General features: G+C 30.7%; 19 protein-coding genes. 12 read left to right on the forward strand and 7 right to left on the reverse strand.

Annotation, left to right across the window (positions count from 1 at the left end):
- The 4 genes from AACZ53_RS01630 to dnaK all read right to left on the reverse strand — a co-directional run.
- Positions 1-349 (reverse strand): DUF4442 domain-containing protein (locus AACZ53_RS01630; protein WP_339833997.1); only part of this gene is annotated, 349 nt, incomplete at its 3' end.
- Between the two features lie 82 nt (positions 350-431).
- Positions 432-1,382, reverse strand: a complete 951-nt coding sequence (locus AACZ53_RS01635; protein ID WP_339834000.1) for a nitronate monooxygenase — start codon at positions 1,380-1,382, stop codon at positions 432-434.
- A gap of 116 nt (positions 1,383-1,498) precedes the next feature.
- The gene (locus AACZ53_RS01640; protein ID WP_339834003.1) at positions 1,499-2,224 is read right to left on the reverse strand and encodes a bacteriorhodopsin-like; all 726 of its coding nucleotides are present in this window, start codon (positions 2,222-2,224) and stop codon (positions 1,499-1,501) included.
- A gap of 1,050 nt (positions 2,225-3,274) precedes the next feature.
- Positions 3,275-5,161 carry a molecular chaperone DnaK gene (gene dnaK, locus AACZ53_RS01645; RefSeq protein WP_339834005.1) on the reverse strand — a complete coding sequence of 629 codons (1,887 nt, stop codon included), beginning with the start codon at positions 5,159-5,161 and terminating at the stop codon, positions 3,275-3,277.
- Between the two features lie 248 nt (positions 5,162-5,409).
- Between dnaK and AACZ53_RS01650 the strand changes: the two genes are divergently transcribed.
- Positions 5,410-6,831, forward strand: a complete 1,422-nt coding sequence (locus tag AACZ53_RS01650; RefSeq protein WP_339834007.1) for an L-serine ammonia-lyase — start codon at positions 5,410-5,412, stop codon at positions 6,829-6,831.
- A 10-nt stretch (positions 6,832-6,841) separates the two neighbouring features.
- Positions 6,842-7,204, forward strand: a complete 363-nt coding sequence (locus tag AACZ53_RS01655) for a DUF2809 domain-containing protein (RefSeq protein WP_339834010.1) — start codon at positions 6,842-6,844, stop codon at positions 7,202-7,204.
- Here the strand turns inward: AACZ53_RS01655 and AACZ53_RS01660 are convergent.
- Together AACZ53_RS01660 and nhaD are read right to left on the reverse strand one after the other, a co-directional pair.
- Entirely contained in the window at positions 7,201-7,635 is a 435-nt protein-coding gene (locus tag AACZ53_RS01660) for a nuclear transport factor 2 family protein (protein WP_339834013.1), read from the reverse strand. The two genes, AACZ53_RS01655 and AACZ53_RS01660, sit on opposite strands and share 4 nt — an antisense overlap.
- A gap of 11 nt (positions 7,636-7,646) precedes the next feature.
- Positions 7,647-8,933 (reverse strand): sodium:proton antiporter NhaD, encoded by a 1,287-nt coding sequence (gene nhaD / locus AACZ53_RS01665; RefSeq protein ID WP_339834016.1) that lies wholly within the window; start codon positions 8,931-8,933, stop codon positions 7,647-7,649.
- 135 nt (positions 8,934-9,068) lie between these two features.
- On the opposite strand from nhaD, the gene panB reads away from it, so the two are divergent.
- The 8 genes from panB to AACZ53_RS01705 all read left to right on the forward strand — a co-directional run bounded on the left by panB (position 9,069) and on the right by AACZ53_RS01705 (position 15,016).
- Positions 9,069-9,887 carry a 3-methyl-2-oxobutanoate hydroxymethyltransferase gene (gene panB / locus AACZ53_RS01670; RefSeq protein WP_026716005.1) on the forward strand — a complete coding sequence of 273 codons (819 nt, stop codon included), beginning with the start codon at positions 9,069-9,071 and terminating at the stop codon, positions 9,885-9,887.
- Between the two features lie 30 nt (positions 9,888-9,917).
- A complete protein-coding gene (locus AACZ53_RS01675) occupies positions 9,918-10,613 on the forward strand; it encodes an RluA family pseudouridine synthase (protein WP_339834026.1) in 696 nt (231 codons plus the stop codon).
- Positions 10,614-10,720: 107 nt separating this feature from the next.
- Positions 10,721-12,073, forward strand: coding sequence for a hypothetical protein (locus AACZ53_RS01680; protein WP_339834029.1), 1,353 nt, complete (start codon positions 10,721-10,723; stop codon positions 12,071-12,073).
- An 11-nt stretch (positions 12,074-12,084) separates the two neighbouring features.
- Positions 12,085-12,861, forward strand: coding sequence for a hypothetical protein (locus AACZ53_RS01685; protein WP_339834032.1), 777 nt, complete (start codon positions 12,085-12,087; stop codon positions 12,859-12,861).
- An 11-nt stretch (positions 12,862-12,872) separates the two neighbouring features.
- Positions 12,873-13,730 (forward strand): neutral zinc metallopeptidase, encoded by an 858-nt coding sequence (locus tag AACZ53_RS01690; protein WP_339834035.1) that lies wholly within the window; start codon positions 12,873-12,875, stop codon positions 13,728-13,730.
- 144 nt (positions 13,731-13,874) lie between these two features.
- Positions 13,875-14,228 carry an SET domain-containing protein-lysine N-methyltransferase gene (locus tag AACZ53_RS01695; protein ID WP_339834121.1) on the forward strand — a complete coding sequence of 118 codons (354 nt, stop codon included), beginning with the start codon at positions 13,875-13,877 and terminating at the stop codon, positions 14,226-14,228.
- Between the two features lie 72 nt (positions 14,229-14,300).
- Positions 14,301-14,591, forward strand: coding sequence for a TIGR03643 family protein (locus tag AACZ53_RS01700; protein ID WP_339834038.1), 291 nt, complete (start codon positions 14,301-14,303; stop codon positions 14,589-14,591).
- Between the two features lie 2 nt (positions 14,592-14,593).
- On the forward strand, positions 14,594-15,016 hold the full coding sequence (locus AACZ53_RS01705; protein ID WP_339834040.1) for a DUF2452 domain-containing protein: 423 nt from the start codon (positions 14,594-14,596) through the stop codon (positions 15,014-15,016).
- A gap of 37 nt (positions 15,017-15,053) precedes the next feature.
- On the opposite strand, the gene AACZ53_RS01710 is transcribed toward AACZ53_RS01705, so the two are convergent.
- Positions 15,054-16,589: a YifB family Mg chelatase-like AAA ATPase gene (locus AACZ53_RS01710; RefSeq protein ID WP_339834043.1), complete on the reverse strand. Its 1,536-nt coding sequence runs from the start codon at positions 16,587-16,589 to the stop codon at positions 15,054-15,056.
- A gap of 270 nt (positions 16,590-16,859) precedes the next feature.
- On the opposite strand from AACZ53_RS01710, the gene AACZ53_RS01715 reads away from it, so the two are divergent.
- Positions 16,860-18,317, forward strand: coding sequence for a sodium:solute symporter family protein (locus tag AACZ53_RS01715; RefSeq protein ID WP_339834045.1), 1,458 nt, complete (start codon positions 16,860-16,862; stop codon positions 18,315-18,317).
- Positions 18,307-18,741, forward strand: a complete 435-nt coding sequence (locus AACZ53_RS01720; protein WP_339834047.1) for a GNAT family N-acetyltransferase — start codon at positions 18,307-18,309, stop codon at positions 18,739-18,741. The genes AACZ53_RS01715 and AACZ53_RS01720 overlap by 11 nt, the downstream gene beginning before the upstream one ends.
- The last annotated feature ends 5 nt before the right edge of the window (positions 18,742-18,746 follow it).

Raw genomic sequence — 18,746 nt, forward strand, 5'->3', positions numbered from 1 at the left:
CATTTTTATCGGTAATTATTAAATTTTTAGTATAATTAAATTCCTGATTTAAAGCAACTTGTCTTATAATAGTGTCAATTTCTTCTTTAGAGAATTCAAAAGCAACATATGCATTTTCATAAGCTGGTTTTTTAAATCTAATTTCTGAAGATTTATCCCAAACTACATAATCATTTCCTAAAATATGCATTAATTGAATCATATAAATTGGATCTGTTGCAGAAAACAAACTTCCTCCAAACATTGATCCTACATAATTACGGTTTTTATAACTTAATTTTATTTTAACTTTAACCAAAAACAAATCATCTGAAACAAAAGTAATTTTACCACAACTCCTTTTGTACATTGGAGACAAGTTAAACATGGATTTAAATAAAGTCGCTTTTTTAAAGAATTTATTTAGAAAAACAAAAATCTTATCGTACATATTAATGTGTCAAATTAGAAACTATATCTTTTAAAGGCAAAATTGCTTTTGTAGCTTCAATACTTGGTCCGGCAACCCAAACGGTTTTATATGTTGCTTGTGTTGCAGCTTTTTCTGTAGCTTTCATTCCAATATAAAAACGAACCATTTTTACCCATTTTTTGAGACTTTTGTTTTTATTCAATACCCTTTCTAACCAAGTTTCTTTAGTACCAATTTTTTGAACATAAGGTGTATTTATAACTGTACAAGGTGTTCCAGAAATTCGTTGTGTCATTACGATATCTTTTAAACCATAATCTACACAAGCTTGTTTGTATTCATCTGAAACTCCTGCTTCAATTGATGCTATAAAGGGACTTCCGACAGAAACTCCAACCGCACCATAACTTGTCATTTTATCAATATCTGTTTTACTACTTACGCCACCAGCAGAAATTACAGGTAAAGAAGTATTTTGATTTAATTCTTTAATTAAAGTTTCTGGATCAATATTTCCTCTATGTCCACCTGCTTGATTATTTACTGCAATAATAGCATCACCACCTAAACTCTCTACTTTTTTAGCAAAAGATAAATCAGTCACGTCACAAAAAACTTTTATACCCACTTTATGTGCTTGGTTAATAGTTTCTTCTGGACTACCTAATGAAGTGATAATAAAATCAACACCTTCTTCACAAATAACTTGTAATTGATCTTTGTATTTAGGATTTGATTTGTTTACGATTAAGTTATATCCAAAACTTCCTCCTTCAACTTTAGCCGCTTTTAATTCTTGAATGGAAGCTCTTAATTCTTCTAATGTTCTATAATTTAAGGCTGGGATACAACCTGCTACTCCACTTTTCATGCCTTCAATTACCATTTTTGTATTGGAAACTAAAAACATAGGAGCAATTATTATAGGATGCTTTATATTTAATAACGAAGTAAGAGTTGATTTTTGCATTTTGTACTTATTTAATGAATATCAAATATACTAAAAGTTATCAGACATACTATGCATGCATATAAAAAAATCCGAATTATTTCTAATTCGGATTTAAATCAATTTATTTTTTTGTATTAGTCTTTTTGAGATTTAACTGCTAAGGTATAAATCACTAAACCAAATCCGATTTTGTTGATTGCATCTGCAATATTGTACGCTACATCAATATTTCCAGCTGGAATTAGTCCGTTATACCATCCTGTTGTTCCCATCATGTAACCCAAAGGGTAAATCGCCCATCCAACAAGTACAAACCAACATAAAATTTTGTGTGCTTTTTGAATTTCTCCACCAGCTGCTGCAGCTAATTTTGAAGCTTCTCCTAACCAAATTTCATAAACAATTGCAAAATAAGCAATTCCAGAAACTAGTCCCCAAATCCAAGCATTAGAAGGATCAACTACCTCACCAAAATAACCTGTTACTAGCATTACTATAGAATATACAATCATTTTCCATAATAAAGATTTTTTTGCTCCAGCTACTTTTAATATTAGATAGAACTCTAAACACATTAATGGCACAGTTAATACCCAATCCACATATCTAAAGAATGTTGGTGATTCTCCAAATGAAGCCCAATAATCTCTCATGTAAAAATAGTGAACTGCAGCAATAAATGTAATTAATCCAGAAACTAAAACAGAGGTACGCCATTTTTTATCAAATTGATTTAATGATAAAAAGAAAAAAGCAGATGCTGCCATCATAGCCATACATCCGACAAAAAATGTAAATCCAACATAATCTGTTGGATTAAGTTTAGAAACTAAACCCGAAATCATAATAAAGTTTGACATAATTTATTAATTTTAAGTTAAAAATGTTAATTTGTTAAAGCAAAGCTACGAAACATTAAACAAATAAAAAACATTTTGTTTAATTATTTTTCACTATATTTAAACAAAATTTAGATAAATGTCAGTATTTAATAAGGTTTTACTAGTCTTAAGCTTTTTTGGAATGTGGATTTCACATTTCATTTCAGAAGATAATTTGGTGATTTTAGCTTACTTTTTAATACTTTCCTTTGGGATAATACATGGTACAAATGATTTAGAACTCATTCAAAAAAATAACAACATTAATAAAAAAGGCTTTTCTAAAAAGAAATTTGGTTTTTTAATTTCGTACATAATAAGTATACTTTTTTTTAGTATTTGTTTTTATTTTTACCCATCTATAGGATTTATAATTTTCATATTCTTAAGTGCTTATCATTTTGGAGAGCAACATTTAAATTTTAAAGTTTATAATTCACTAAAATGGACTTTATTAGCATTTAGGTTTTTCTATGGATTATTAATTTTATCTCTATTACTTTTTTTTCACAAAGAAGAAGTATCAAAAATTATTTTAAACATTACAAATTTCGAAGTCGTAAGTGTTTTATTTAATTATTTACTTATTATATCCTTTGCCTATACTCTTTTTACTTTTTATCTAAAAATTATTTGTCACAAGATTTTTCAATCTTTTTTGAAGCTTTCTTGTTGATAGTTTTATCATTAATATTTAAATTTTCTCCTCTCATTTGGGGGTTTTCATTATACTTTATATTATGGCATAGTATTCCTAGTATAAAGAGTCAGAGTGAGTTTATTTATGGAGAATTTAATTCTTCAACATTTATTAAATATCTAAAATCGGGTTTTTTAATTTGGTTGATATCAATAATAAGTTTTATACTTTACTTCTATTTTATGAAAAACAATTCCATGCTAGAAACTATTTTGTTTTCATTTATAGCAGCCATTACTTTTCCACATGTTTTTACAATTTTCAATATATTCCAAAAAAAAACCGAGTAATTGCTTACTCGGTTTAATTTTGAATTAATAATATTTAAATTATTTATCTTCTTTTACTTCTTCGAATTCAACATCTTGAGTTTGATCTCCAGAAGCATCTGCCTGTGGTTGAGCTTCTTGAGCTTCACCTTGAGCGTACATTGCTTCAGTTGCGGTTTTCCAAGCTGCGTTAATATTGTCTAAACCTTTATCAATTGCGGCTAAATCTTGTGATTCGTGAGCCATTCTTAATTCAGTTAAAGCAAATTCAATTGCAGTTTTATGGTCATCAGATAATTTCTCACCTAATTCTTTTAATTGAGTTTCAGTTTGGAAAATCATGCTATCCGCTTGATTTAATTTTTCAACTCTTTCTTTTGCTTGTTTATCAGCATCAGCATTAGCTTCAGCATCTTTTTTCATTCTTTCGATTTCTTCAGCAGTTAAACCAGAAGAAGCTTCAATACGAATATCATGAGATTTACCTGTTCCTTTGTCAGTTGCAGAAACTTTGATGATACCATTAGCATCAATATCAAAAGTTACTTCAATTTGAGGAACTCCTCTTGGTGCTGGTGGAATACCATCTAAGTTAAAACGTCCAATAGTTTTGTTATCAACAGCCATTGTTCTTGCACCTTGTAAAACGTGTAATTCTACAGTTGGTTGAGAATCTGCAGCTGTAGAGAATATTTGTGATTTCTTAGTTGGGATTGTAGTATTAGACTCAATTAATGTTGTCATAACTCCACCCATAGTTTCAATACCTAAAGATAAAGGTGTAACGTCTAATAACAATACATCTTTAACATCTCCAGATAAAACTCCACCTTGAATAGCAGCTCCAATTGCAACTACTTCATCAGGATTAACTCCTTTAGATGCTTTTTTACCGAAGAATTTTTCAACTTCATCAGCGATTCTTGGCATACGAGTAGAACCTCCAACTAAAATTACTTGATCAATATCAGATGTAGATAAACCTGCATCTTTTAATGCTTTAGCAACTGGTTCCATAGAACGTTTTACTAATGTATCAGATAATTGTTCAAATTTAGCTCTAGTTAATTTTTTAACTAAATGTTTTGGTCCTGTAGCAGTAGCTGTTACATATGGTAAGTTGATTTCAGTTTCAGCACCAGATGATAATTCAATCTTAGCTTTTTCTGCAGCTTCTTTAATTCTTTGTAATGACATTGGGTCATCACGTAAATCAATACCTTCTTCAGCTTTGAATTCTTCAGCCAACCAGTCAATAATAACTTGGTCAAAATCATCTCCACCTAAGTGTGTATCTCCATTTGTAGATAGTACTTCAAATACACCATCACCTAATTCAAGGATAGAAATATCAAATGTACCTCCACCTAAATCGTAAACTGCAATTTTTTGATCTGTACCTTTTTTATCTAAACCATAAGCTAACGCTGCAGCAGTTGGTTCGTTGATAATACGCATTACTTTAAGACCTGCAATTTCACCAGCTTCTTTTGTAGCTTGACGTTGTGCATCGTTAAAATAAGCAGGAACAGTAATAACTGCTTCTGTAACTGTTTGACCTAAATAGTCTTCAGCTGTTTTTTTCATTTTTTGAAGTGTCATTGCTGACAATTCTTGTGGTGTATAAAGTCTTCCGTCAATATCAACTCTTGGTGTGTCGTTATCTCCTTTTACTACTTTGTAAGCCACATTCTTTGCTTCTTTAGCGCTTTCAGAAAATTTATTTCCCATAAAACGTTTAATAGATGCAATAGTTTTAGTTGGATTAGTTACTGCTTGTCTTTTTGCAGGATCTCCAACTTTAATTTCTCCACCTTCAATAAACGCAATGATTGATGGTGTTGTTCTTTTTCCTTCTGCATTAGGAATTACTACTGGTTCGTTACCTTCCATTACAGATACGCAAGAGTTAGTTGTTCCTAAGTCGATTCCAATAATTTTACTCATCTTATTTAATTTCTAATTTATTTATAATTTTAAACTCAAATAGTATAAGTCAAGGATTATGCCAACACTTTATTTCTCAATAATTTGTCAGTTTTTGAATAAGTCATATGACAAGATGACATTTATAATTCTATAATTCATGAATTAAATGCATTAACTCCTAACAACTTAACCTCTTAAACTTTTAAACTCTTAAACCCATAAACTCTTAAACTTTCTTCTATCTTTGCAACTATAACGATTTAGCTATGGAATGTATTTCAGTTTTTGATATGTTAAAAATTGGTGTTGGCCCTTCAAGTTCGCATACACTTGGCCCTTGGCGAGCAGCCGAACGCTTTTTAGGGGAATTAAGAGAAAAAAATATGCTAGATGATATCAATCGCGTCAAAGTAGATTTATATGGTTCTCTTTCTTTAACTGGAAAAGGTCACGCTACTGATCTAGCTTTAATGCTGGGCTTAAGTGGTGGAGATCCAGAATACATTCCGGTCGAAAGTCTTGATGTTATTATTACAGCCATAAAGAATAAGAAGGAAATTTTTCTAGGAAACGAAATTATTATCTCTTTTGATTTTGAAAAAGATATTGTTTTCAATCGTGAGTTTTTACCTTTTCATGCTAATGGAATGAAATTTACGGCTTATACTTCTAACGAAGAATATCAAACTACCTACTACTCTATTGGTGGTGGATTTGTAGTTGTTGAAGAACGAATAAATTCTACTAAAAATGAAGAGATAAAATGTGCTTTCCCATTTAGAACTGACAATGCTACAGACTTATTGAAATTCTGTAATCAAGAAAATAAAAAAGTTTGGGAAATTGTTTATGAAAATGAAAAGTCCATGCGTTCTGAAGAAGATATTCATAATGAACTAATGCGTATTTGGGATACAATGCTTGAATGTATGTATATTGGATGTCATTCTGAAGGAACTTTACCTGGTGGATTAAATGTAAGAAGACGTGCTTATGACATGCATAAAAATTTAATTGGCGTTTTACCTTATACTGATCCTCATTCTTGGATGCAAGTTATAAGACAAACTGAAGTTAAATTTAGACAAATATTAAAATGGGTAAGCTGTTTTGCTTTATCTGTTAATGAAGTTAATGCTGCCTTAGGAAGAGTTGTAACGGCTCCAACTAATGGAAGTGCTGGAGTAATTCCTGCTGTTTTGATGTATTATTTGGTCATTGAAAACCATGAAGCGGGTGAAGAAGAAATCAAACAATTTTTAATGACAGCTGGTGAAATAGGCAGTATCTTTAAAAAAGGAGCTACTATTAGTGCTGCAATGGGTGGTTGTCAGGCTGAAATTGGTGTTTCTAGTGCTATGGCTGCTGCTGCATTATGTGAAGCAATGGGTGGAACACCTGAACAAGTAACAGTTGCTGCCGAAATTGCTATGGAACATCATTTGGGATTAACTTGTGATCCAATTGGTGGTTTGGTACAAGTACCATGTATTGAACGTAATACTATGGGTGCAATAAAAGCCATTAATGCAGCTGAACTAGCTTTAGAAACTGATGCAAAAAACGTAAAAGTACCTTTAGACAAAGTTGTTAATACTATGTGGGAAACAGCAAAAGACATGAATACCAAATATAAAGAAACAAGCGAAGGTGGTTTAGCTGTTGCTGTAAATCTAGCTGATTGCTAGGGGTAATATTTTGAAACAAAGATTAAGATATGCACTAATTTCAATTAGTATTTTACTTATTGGAATACTTTCAAGGAAAATTGATTTTATTCCATTATTTATTGGTGATATACTGTATTCCGTTTTAATCTATTTTGGTTTTTGCTTTTTATTTCCAACAAAAAATAGAATTCTAGTGCTACTTTTTAGTATACTATTCTGCTTTACTATTGAAATTTCTCAATTAATTGAATGGAATTGGTTATATAAAATCCGATCAACTAATTTGGGACATTATATATTAGGTCAAGGTTTCCTTTGGACAGATTTACTTTGTTATTCAATTGGTACAATTATAGCCTATTTGATTGAATACAAGACTTATAAAAATTAATTTCGTCTTCGTGTATCTATAATGTAAATAATTTGCCATTCTGTATTTTCCTTAAACAAAGTAAACGAATTAACTCCTTTATGACTTATATTTCCATTTACATAGAATTCATAAGGTGTCCAAACGTGAGCTAAATTACCATCAATTTCAATTTTATAATTCAGTATTTTTTCTTCAATTTTAACTTCATTAGGAATTGCTGAGATAGAAACCAAAAAGGCCTTAAAATCATCAGTTTTAAGTTGATTTCCTTGTTTTGTTTTGAGAATAGTTTGGACTATAACATCCTTATAACATTCTTTTCTGATGGCTATTGTGTCTTTTGAATTTAGTCCCACAAAAAAATCATCTATTGTTTTTTGGACTTCTTTTTCTTGGGAAAAAATCAGACTTGAACTAAACACAACCATTATTGTAATAATTTTTTTCATCTTAAAATGTTTTAATGCATTAGTAAATTAATCACTAAATATGTTACAATTCCAGCTATATATCCAGCAATTGCAAGCGGTGTAATTTTTTTTAAATACCACAAAAAAGTCATTTTCTCCTTTTCCATAATAGCAATTCCAGATGCTGAACCAATTATTAACATACTTCCCCCAGTTCCAGCGCATAGGGCAATAAATTCCCATAAACTATTATCGATAGGAAATTCGGTTAACGAGAACATTCCTTGTGTAGCTGCTACTAAACTACCATTATCAACTAATGAAGATAAAATTCCAATAGTAATAATCATAATATTATTGTTTGGCAAATGAGTTTCTAAAAATGTAGCTAAATGTGTTAAAATATGTACTTCTTGTAAGGCAAACACCATTAATAAAATTCCCATAAAATATAAAATCGAACTAACATCTACTTTGGAAAGTGCTGTTGCTACAGAATATTTATCTTTTTCTTCTTGTGGTTTTTTTCTATGATAAACAATTGAAACCAATGAAACCATACTTAGTGAAACTAAAACACCAATAAAAGGTGGCAAACCAGTAACTGACTTTATTACAGGGACTAATAACAAGCCAATAACACCAGCTACAAAGACACTAAAACTCCCTTTCATTTTTTCTTCTTGCTTAGCTTCGGCCATTGAGATTTGAGCTCTTAAAACTGCAAATCCTTTCATTCTAAAACTCGCAATAACTAATGGGACTAACAAAACCATTATTGAAGGTAAAATTAAGACTTTTACAATTCCAAAAGCACTTACTTGACCACCAATCCATAACAAAGTTGTGGTAACATCCCCAATCGGACTAAATGCACCACCAGCATTTGCAGCTATTACTACAATTCCAGCTAAAGTCATTCGGACTTCACTTTTGGGCATTAATTTTCGTAAAAGTGTAACCATAATTATGGCTGTAGCTAAATTGTCTAGCATTGCAGATAATACAAAAGTCACAAAACCAACTATCCAAAGTAATTCTAAAACCGATTTTGTTCTAATTCTATGAGTAATAACTGTAAATCCTTTATGCAAATCAATTAACTCTACAATAGTCATTGCACCCAATAAAAAGATTAGTAAGCCTGAAATTTCACCAAAATAAGTGACTAATTTTTCTGAAATTATTGGAGCATTTCCTGGATTGAATATAGCTATAACTATCCAACACATTGCTCCAGTTAAAATCGCTGTAATGGTTTTATTAATTCGAATCGGAGATTCAAAAATCACAAATAAGTAGCCTAAAATAGCTACCATTAATAAAATTGGTATCATTTTTTTATTTTCTATAAAATCAAATAAATGTACTCTGTATTTATCAATTAGAATTGAAATAGTAAAAAAATATTTTATTATAATTTAAAAGAAATTTTGATTTACTACATTTGCTTAAATTATATACTATTTACTATGTCAGTTGCAAAGAAAGATTACAAAAGAATTACCACAAAATCATTAATTGAAATGAAAGCTAATGGAGAAAAAATCTCTATGCTAACGGCTTATGATTACACAATGGCCAAGATTGTTGATTCTGCTGGTGTTGATGTAATTCTTGTAGGTGATTCTGCAAGTAATGTAATGGCTGGTCACGAAACAACTTTACCAATTACACTAGATCAAATGATTTATCATGCATCAGGAGTTGTTAGAGCAATTGAACGATCGTTAGTTGTCGTAGATTTACCTTTTGGTAGTTATCAATCAGATCCTAAAGAAGCATTGCGTTCTGCTATTAGAATCATGAAAGAAAGTGGTGGCCATGCTGTAAAATTAGAAGGTGGTTCTGAAATCAAAGAAAGTATAAAACGCATCTTAAATGCTGGAATCCCTGTTATGGGACATTTAGGACTTACACCTCAATCCATATATAAATTCGGAACTTACACGGTTAGAGCAAAAGAAGAGGAAGAAGCAGATAAACTAATTGAAGATGCTAAAATGCTTGAACGTGTTGGATGTTTTGCCTTAGTTTTAGAAAAAATCCCTGCTAAATTAGCCCAAAAAGTTGCCGAAAGTATCTCTATTCCAGTAATTGGAATTGGTGCAGGAAGTGGTGTTGATGGACAAGTTTTAGTATTACACGATATGATTGGAATGACACATGAATTCAGCCCAAGATTTTTAAGAAGATACATGAACTTATTCGAAGATATGACAGCAGCAATTGGACAATATGTTTCTGATGTAAAAGCAGTCGATTTTCCGAATGAAAATGAGCAATATTAATTCTGAATAAAAAATTTAGAATTTAAAAAAATGGCTGGAAAAATAATTTCTACAAAAGATAACCTTCAAATCCTTCATGAAGACAATCATATAATTGTGATTAATAAACGCGTAGGTGATATTGTTCAAGGTGATAAAACAGGTGACAAACCTTTATCTGAAGTTGTTAAAGAATACATTAAAGATAAATATAACAAACCAGGAGAAGTCTATTTAGGCGTTGTACATCGTTTAGATAGACCAACAACAGGAATTATTGTATTTGCTAAAACTTCCAAAGCATTAACTCGTTTAAATGAATCATTTAAAAACAGAGAAACACAAAAAACTTATTGGGCTGTTGTAAAAAACTTTCCACCAAAAGAAAAAGATACTTTGATTCATTTTCTAAAACGAAATCCTAAAAATAATACTTCAAAAGCGCATTCAAAAGAAGTTCCAGAAAGTAAAAAAGCTAGTTTAGATTATTCAATAATTAAAAAATTAGATAATTATTTTGCATTAGAAATTAATCTTCATACTGGAAGACATCATCAAATAAGAGCACAGTTAACAGCCATTGGTTGTCCCATAAAAGGTGATTTAAAATATGGCTTTGACAGAAGTAATCCTGATGGTGGAATTCATCTTCATGCTAGAAAATTAGTTTTGACTCATCCAGTAACAAAAGAAACTTTAACTTTTGAAGCTCCTGTTCCAAATGATGTCGTTTGGAAGGCTATTTAATTGTATTTCGTCGTATTAATGTTACTTTATAGTTTTATATTTGATTATCTCTCTTAAATATTAACATTTTTTTTTACATTTGTTTTAAGACTAAAATCTAAAATCTTATGCAAATAAAAAAAGCACTTTTGTTTTTATCGCTATTCATATTAAATTTGAGTTTCGCTCAAGAACATTTTTCGGGAATTAATATTTCAAGAAGAGTTGGAATACTAAATGCTTCTTTTAATCCAGCTGAACTGACAAATTTATCAAATACATATGAAGTAAATGTTTTTAATACTAGTTTAAATGTATCAAACAATAAAGTCAGCTTTGGTGATATTGTAAATTCTGATAAAGATATAGAAGACTTAATTTTTGACGGAAATGAAGCAGCTAATATGCGTTTAGATCTCCTCGTTAATGGTCCTTCTTTTGCAATGAAATATAATAAATGGGCTTTCGGAATCTCAACAAGTGCCGTAGCCAAAGCCAATATAATTGATGTTGATGTAAATTTAGGAAATGCATTAACCAATTCAGGCTTAAACTCTATTTTTGGAGCAACATCAGTTAGCAGTAACTACAATCAAAAAATTAATGCTGCAACATGGGGTGAAATTGGTCTATCGTTAGCACGTGATATTTATGACACAGACAAATATAAAGTTAGTGTAGGTACGAATATACGTTTACTTTTTCCGAGTTCTTATACAAATTTTGCTGCTGATAAGTTTAATGGAACAATTGTAAATACTGCTGGAAATCTTAGCTTAACAGATACACAAGCCAACTTAAATATCGCTTATTCAGGTCCAATTGCAGATGGTTTTACAGATGCAAACAATTTTAATGATTTCTTTAGCTCAGGAATTAATGGGTATGCAGTAGGTTTAGGTGTAAATTTTAGAATTAAAGCTGCTGACAATCCTAAAGATTACAAATTCAACTCTGGTTTATCTATCAAAAACATTGGTTCAATGACTTTTAAATCAGATAATAATGAATCTAGCAACTATAATTTAAACATTTCAAATACGCAATTTTTAGATTTAAATCAATTTGAAAATGTTGACAATATTAAAGATATAGAACAGATATTATTAAGCAGTGGTTATTTAACTAAGACTAATGATCAAAAAGATTTCACTATTAAATTGCCTACATTGTTTACTGCCTATGCTGATTTAAAATTAGCAGAACGTTTTTATGTAAGTGCCTTTACACAACAAAAATTAGTTGATGACAGTGACAATGATTTTTCTACAACACAAAATAGTATCACATTAACACCACGTTTTTCAGGAGAAAATTATGAAATATTTGTACCCCTTTCCGACAATGAAATTTCTGGATTCACAGGTGGATTTGGTTTTAGATTAGGTGGCTTTTTTATGGGTTCTGGCTCAATTTTAACGGCTATGATTGACGACACAAAGCAAGCTGATGTTTATTTAGGATTTAGAATTGGATTTTAATTATATAAAAAATGAAAAATAAAATTGATTCAAAAATCCAAAACGGATATACTTTAGATACTGGTAGCCTAATTGACGAAAGTATTGCAACTTTTAAAAAGACATTTTTAATATCTGGTGTTGCTATGATATTATTAGGTATAATTTTTGCAATTATTTATGGAACACTATTTATTGTAATTTATGGCTTTTCAGATTTGACTTCAACCATGACTCAATTACAAACAAGTAAATCGACTGCAATTGGTTTGTTAACAACTGTAATAATAACAACTGTAACAAGTGGCTTTTTTGCTCCTGTTACGGCTGGATTTATTCATGCAAATCATTTAGCAAAAAACAATCAAGAAATTGGAATAAATGTATTCTTTGAATTCTATAAAAGTAAATTTTTTAAAGATATTTTCCTTAGCTATTTAATACTTGGATTAACAACGGGTATCTTAAATGCAGGTTTAGTATTAATTAATTTAGAAATTCTGAGTTATATTGTACAATCTGTTTTAGCATTACTAACCGTATTTACATTACCCTTAATTATTTATGGTAATCAAAATTTTGAAAATGCAATAACTAAAAGCATACAACTGTTTTTTAAACAACCTATATTAATTTTTGTAGCCTTATTATTAGCTTTCATTGGAATGATTTTGGGAATATTTGCCCTTTGTATAGGTATTATTTTCACCTTCCCTTATTATTATTCAATGGTTTATGCTATTTATTATCAGGCAATTGGTTTTGAAGAAAAATCAGTAATTGACGAAATTGGACAAGAAGAAATTTAAAACAAAACATTATGAAATGGAAAAAACAATCAAGTGATTCATTTGAAGATAGACGTGGAATGTCTGGAGGTGGAAAAGCTGTCGTTGGTGGTGGTTTAATTGGAATTGTTATATTATTACTAAATATTTTTGGTGGCGAAACCGGACAAACCATTGGAAATGTTTTAGAACAAACTCAAGGTTCTCAAAATCAAACAGAACAAACACAAACAAGAGAGTTAACTGCTGCTGAAATAGAATTAGGTGAATTTGCAAAAGCTAATTTTGTTTATAATAACGAAACTTGGTCTAAAATATTTACTGAAAACAATATTGGAGCTTACGAAGAACCAGGAATGGTTTTATTTTCTGATTCAGTAGAAACTGCTTGTGGTGGAGCAACTGCTGCTTCTGGCCCATTCTATTGCCCTGCTGATAGAAAAGTTTACATGGATTTAACATTCTTTGAAGAACTTCGCACCCGTTTTGGAGCTAAAGGTGGTGATTTTGCCATTGCATATGTTATTGCTCATGAAATGGGACATCACGTGCAAACTTTATTAGGTACTTCAGGAAAAGTGAGACAGGCGCAACAAGGAAAAAGTCAAGCACAAGCCAATAAATATTCTGTAGCTTTAGAATTACAAGCCGATTTTTATGCTGGACTATGGGCGCATTACAACAAAGATTTACTAGAAGCTGGTGATATTGAAGAAGCTTTAAGTGCTGCAAATGCTGTTGGTGATGATGCCATTCAAAGTAAAATGCAAGGTTATGTTAACCAAGAATCTTTTACTCACGGTTCGTCTGAGCAAAGAATGAAATGGTTTATGAAAGGTTATAATTCAGGGGATATAAAATTACACGACACTTTTAAAGAGATTTTATAACATAAACAAAACATCATAAATTAAAAGAGTTGCTTTTTTGTAACTCTTTTTTTATTAACTAATAAATTAAATATACTGAATAATTTATCCCTAAAAATAGATGCTCCAGAATCAGACTATTTATATGTTGAAAATTCTCAAATAATTAATGCTGGAAAAGGATTATTTACTGCAATTGAAATTTACAAATACGAAGTAATTTCAATTTTTAAAGGAGAAATCTTAACCGAAATTGAAGCTAAAAATCGGGTTCAAAATGGCAATGATAAATACTTCATTAACATGATTGACGGAACAATTATGGATTCCATGCATATAGATTGTTTTGCCAAATATGCTAATGATGCTGAAGCTTTTGAAAATTCAGAATTCAAAAACAATGCAAAAATCACATTAGATGATGATGATAATGTATGCATTATATCAACAAAAAATATCAAATCAAAAAGTGAAATTTTTTGTAGTTACGGAAAGCGATATTGGAAAAAACACATTTAATTTCAAATGTATTTTTCTATTTTAAATATTTTTTGTAATTTTGTTTAACTTTTTTAATTAAAAATTAAACAAATGATTATTTCTTCTAAAAAAGACTTTACAGAAATTGAAATTGACAGAATTATAGAAATGGCTTGGGAAGACAGAACCCCTTTCGAAGCTATAAAATTTCAATTTGGTTTAAATGAAGCTAATGTAAAAATTTTAATGAAAAGAGAGCTCAAATTTAGCAGTTATAAATTGTGGAGAAAAAGAGTTGAAAATTGCAAAACCAAACATTTAGCAAAACGAGCAGAAGGCATTGACCGATTTAAATGCAAACTGCAAAGAGCTATAACAAACAATAAAATTTCTAAAAGATAAAAATGAAAAGTAAAATTCCTGATAATGTAGTTTTTTCTGAAGAAAATGGATACAATGCAAATACATTAGCTTATCCTACTAGTGTTGGTGCACCAGCCATAAAAATTGATAATATTGTTGATTGGAAAAATAAAGGGGTTAGAAACGTAAATAAAGAATTTGAAAGTAAGTTCAACGAACTTAAAGTTCAATATGAAAAATTAATGCAAGAATTCGAATGGAATGATATTTTATACAATGCAAAATATTCATTTGAACCTATAATTGGAGAAATTTATCATTTATATTTAGCTGAGGATGGATCAAATTTTCTTTCTTTAATCCATCCTGATAACTGGAATAAAGAACATATTGGTTCCTTTAAATTAAACAGCAACAAAAAATGGATTCATCTTGACTCGAAACAAGATGGTTATTTTGAATAATTTATATTTGCCTCTAGTTTAACTAGAGGCTTTTTTTTTATCCTAGCCATCCATCTCTATCCAAACTTCTATATTGAATAGCTTCCCCAATATGATTTGAATTCACACTTTCTGAAGCTTCTAAATCAGCAATAGTTCTAGCAACTTTTAAAATTCTATCATAAGCTCTTGCCGATAAATTTAAGCGTTCCATTGCTGTTTTTAGCATTTGCAACGAAGCTTCACTCAATTCACAATACTGTCTAACTTGTTTACTACTCATTTGTGCATTATAATGTAAATTTTCAAAATTTTCATAACGCAAAGATTGAATTTCTCTTGCTTTTGTAACTCTTTTTCGAATTTCAACACTAGATTCAGCTTTTCTAGTTTCTGTTAATTTTTCAAAAGGTACTGGTGTGACTTCAATATGAATATCTATTCTGTCTAATAACGGTCCAGAAATCTTGCTTAAATAACGTTGCATTTCCATTGGAGATGAAGTAACTGGTGCATCAGGATCATTAAAATAACCACCTGGACTTGGATTCATACTTGCAACCAACATAAAAGAGGAAGGATAAGTAATCGTAAATTTGGCTCTAGAAATTGTAACTTCCCTATCTTCTAAAGGTTGTCGCATAACTTCAAGAACTTCTCTTTTAAATTCGGGTAATTCATCTAAAAATAAAACTCCATTGTGCGCTAATGAAATCTCTCCTGGTTGTGGATAACTTCCACCACCAACTAAGGAAACAGAACTAGCCGTGTGATGTGGACTTCTAAACGGTCTTTGAGCCATCAATCCAACTTCTTTTGTTTTCCCAGCTACAGAATGAATTTTTGTGGTTTCCAAAGCTTCTTTCATAGTCATTGGCGGCAAAATACTTGGCAATCGTTTGGCTAACATAGTTTTTCCTGAACCTGGTGGCCCAATTAAAATTATATTATGTCCACCAGCAGCTGCAATTTCCATACAACGCTTAATACTCTCCTGCCCTTTCACATCACTAAAATCAAATTCAGGAAACTCTAACGTTTTTGAAAATTCTTCTTTGGTGTCAATTACAGTAGGTTCAATTGTTCCTCGTCCTTCAAAGAAATCAATGATTTGCATTACATTTTCAATTCCGTAGACATCTAGTCCTTCGACTATAGCGGCTTCTTTAACATTCTGAATCGGTAAAAACAAACCTTTAAATCCTTCTTCTTTAGCTTTAATAGCAATAGATAATGCTCCTTTTATAGGCTGCAAACCACCATCAAGAGACAATTCTCCCATAATGACATATTCCGATAAACTTTCAGCTTTTATTTGGTAAGAAGCAACAAGAATTCCGACTGCTAAGGTTAAATCATAAGCAGAACCTTCTTTACGCAAATCGGCTGGAGCCATATTTATCGTAATCTTTTTTCCGGGAAGTTCGTAATTATTATTCTTGAGTGCAGCAGCAATTCGGTAACTGCTTTCTTTTATCGCGGAATCTGGCAATCCTACTAAATGATATCCAATTCCTTTATCAATGTTTACCTCTACGGTAATGGTTGTGGCTTCAACGCCAAAGACAGCGCTTCCAAAGACTTTTACTAACATGGCTTATAATTTTATTTAAATGGCTTATACTGATACAAATATCTAAAAAATAAATTTAATTATCCTAACATTAATTCCACTTTTTAAGGTAAAAAAAAGCATTTAGTTAAATTTTCTTACCTTTGCATAATTATTTATGAAAATAAGACGGTCAATGTGACCATCTGTGATTTAAATCTTAAATCTATCTTATTTTCATCTTTTGCAAAATTTTGCATCTTGTCTTTTGGAAAAATTCCATCGTAGACAATAAATCTAAATTACTAAAGAATGCACACAATAGATTATTTAATCTTTGTGGTTTACATGATAGCAATGCTAGGTGTAGGCTTTTATTTTTACAGAAAAAACACATCCTCCGAAGATTTTTACGTAAGTGGAAGAAACATGAGTAGTTGGCACATCGGTTTATCCGTTGTAGCAACTGATGTTGGTGGTGGATTTTCAATTGGACTTGGTGGCTTGGGTTTCACTATGGGTATTTCAGGCTCATGGATGTTATTTACAGGTTTAATCGGAGCTTGGTTAAGTGCTGTTTTCTTAATTCCAAAAGTGAGTAAATTAGGTCATCAATATAAATTCTTCACTTTCCCACAAATATTTAATCATTTTTACAATGGTAAGGTGGCATTATTGGCTGGAATCATTTCTGCCATAGGTTATATTGGTTTTACCAGTTCACAAGTTTTAGCTGGAGCCAAATTAGCTTCTGCTACTATTGATGGATTAGATTTACAATGGGCCTTAGTCGTTATGGGAGCAATAGCTGTAATTTATACGGCTGTAGGTGGTTTAAAAGCTGTAATTTATACGGATACCATTCAATGGATTATATTAATTGCTGGTTTAGTTTTTATTGGAATTCCTATTGCCTATAATGCTGTGGGAGGGTATGATGTAATTAAAGCATCACTTGCACCTGAATATTTATCCTTAACCAATGTTTCTTGGCATCAAATTTTAAATTGGTCTGTTACTATTATTCCTATTTGGTTTATTGGAATGACCTTGTACCAAAGAATTTATGCTTGTAAAGATGAAAAAGAAGCGAAAAAAGCTTGGTTCATAGCAGGATTATTCGAATGGCCTATAATGGCTTTTATGGGTGTGATTTTAGGAATGTTAGCAAAAGTAGCCGCTAATCAAGGAATGTTTAACGGGATTACTGATGCTGCTTCCATGGATAGCGAAATGGGATTGCCAATTCTTTTGAGTACTATTTTACCCGTTGGTTTAATGGGTTTGATGTTATCTGCTTACTTTTCTGCCATACTTTCTACAGCAGATAGCTGCTTAATGGCTGCTTCTGGAAATATAGTTACAGACATAATTTCGAAATTCTCTAAAAAAGAAATCACAGAAAAGAAAATGCTACAATTATCACAAATAGTTACGCTTTCAGTGGGTGTTTTTGCTATTCTTTTAGCTTCACAAATGCAAAACGTATTAGAGTTAATGCTCTACTCCTATGCTTTCATGGTTTCTGGATTATTTGTACCTGTTATTGGTGCTTTATTTTGGCCTAAAAGTAATCCAATTGCCGCTTTTTGGAGCATGCTTTTAGGAGGCTCAACCACTATTGGTTTAATTTTATCAAATAACAAATTACCATTAAATTATTCATTACCAGAACATTTAGACGCAAATATATTCGGAATTAGCGTATCTTTAATAACGTTTATTTTACTATCAAATTATCATTATAAAAAAAACAACAATGGACTTTAAAATCATTAATCCAGAAACTGGAGAAAATTTAACTTATACACATCAAATCATCGCTGAATTCTTATACACTCACTTAGAACAATATGGTGACAAAATAGAAGATATTTTAAAATGCATCGATTATGCCATGAATCCTTCTAAAGGAGGAAATATTATCGTAGGTATAGACAATGACAAAATTGTCGGTGTTGTTATTCTAAATAATACTGGAATGAAAGATTTTATACCAGAAAATATCTTAGTTTATATAGCTGTTGATAATAGCCAACGCGGAAAAGGTTTTGGTAAAAAACTAATGCAAAAAGCTATTGATACAGCAGAAGGAAATATTGCCTTACATGTTGAGCCAGATAATCCTGCTAAAGGTTTATATGAAAAATTAGGATTTACCAATAAATATTTGGAAATGCGTTTAACGAAATAATACAT

This window comes from uncultured Flavobacterium sp., assembly GCF_963975005.1.
GTDB lineage: Bacteria > Bacteroidota > Bacteroidia > Flavobacteriales > Flavobacteriaceae > Flavobacterium.

Excerpts from the sequence above, each read along its gene's own strand:
- AACZ53_RS01715 (WP_339834045.1), top strand. The coding sequence starts at position 16,860 with ATGCACACAATAGATTATTTAATCTTTGTGGTTTACATGATAGCAATG.
- AACZ53_RS01700 (WP_339834038.1), top strand. The coding sequence starts at position 14,301 with ATGATTATTTCTTCTAAAAAAGACTTTACAGAAATTGAAATTGACAGA.
- AACZ53_RS01685 (WP_339834032.1), top strand. The coding sequence starts at position 12,085 with ATGAAAAATAAAATTGATTCAAAAATCCAAAACGGATATACTTTAGAT.
- AACZ53_RS01705 (WP_339834040.1), top strand. The coding sequence starts at position 14,594 with ATGAAAAGTAAAATTCCTGATAATGTAGTTTTTTCTGAAGAAAATGGA.
- AACZ53_RS01650 (WP_339834007.1), top strand. The coding sequence starts at position 5,410 with ATGGAATGTATTTCAGTTTTTGATATGTTAAAAATTGGTGTTGGCCCT.
- panB (WP_026716005.1), top strand. The coding sequence starts at position 9,069 with ATGTCAGTTGCAAAGAAAGATTACAAAAGAATTACCACAAAATCATTA.
- AACZ53_RS01720 (WP_339834047.1), top strand. The coding sequence starts at position 18,307 with ATGGACTTTAAAATCATTAATCCAGAAACTGGAGAAAATTTAACTTAT.
- AACZ53_RS01690 (WP_339834035.1), top strand. The coding sequence starts at position 12,873 with ATGAAATGGAAAAAACAATCAAGTGATTCATTTGAAGATAGACGTGGA.
- AACZ53_RS01675 (WP_339834026.1), top strand. The coding sequence starts at position 9,918 with ATGGCTGGAAAAATAATTTCTACAAAAGATAACCTTCAAATCCTTCAT.
- AACZ53_RS01710 (WP_339834043.1), bottom strand. The coding sequence starts at position 16,589 with ATGTTAGTAAAAGTCTTTGGAAGCGCTGTCTTTGGCGTTGAAGCCACA.
- nhaD (WP_339834016.1), bottom strand. The coding sequence starts at position 8,933 with ATGATACCAATTTTATTAATGGTAGCTATTTTAGGCTACTTATTTGTG.
- AACZ53_RS01660 (WP_339834013.1), bottom strand. The coding sequence starts at position 7,635 with ATGAAAAAAATTATTACAATAATGGTTGTGTTTAGTTCAAGTCTGATT.
- dnaK (WP_339834005.1), bottom strand. The coding sequence starts at position 5,161 with ATGAGTAAAATTATTGGAATCGACTTAGGAACAACTAACTCTTGCGTA.
- AACZ53_RS01640 (WP_339834003.1), bottom strand. The coding sequence starts at position 2,224 with ATGTCAAACTTTATTATGATTTCGGGTTTAGTTTCTAAACTTAATCCA.
- AACZ53_RS01680 (WP_339834029.1), top strand. The coding sequence starts at position 10,721 with ATGCAAATAAAAAAAGCACTTTTGTTTTTATCGCTATTCATATTAAAT.
- AACZ53_RS01635 (WP_339834000.1), bottom strand. The coding sequence starts at position 1,382 with ATGCAAAAATCAACTCTTACTTCGTTATTAAATATAAAGCATCCTATA.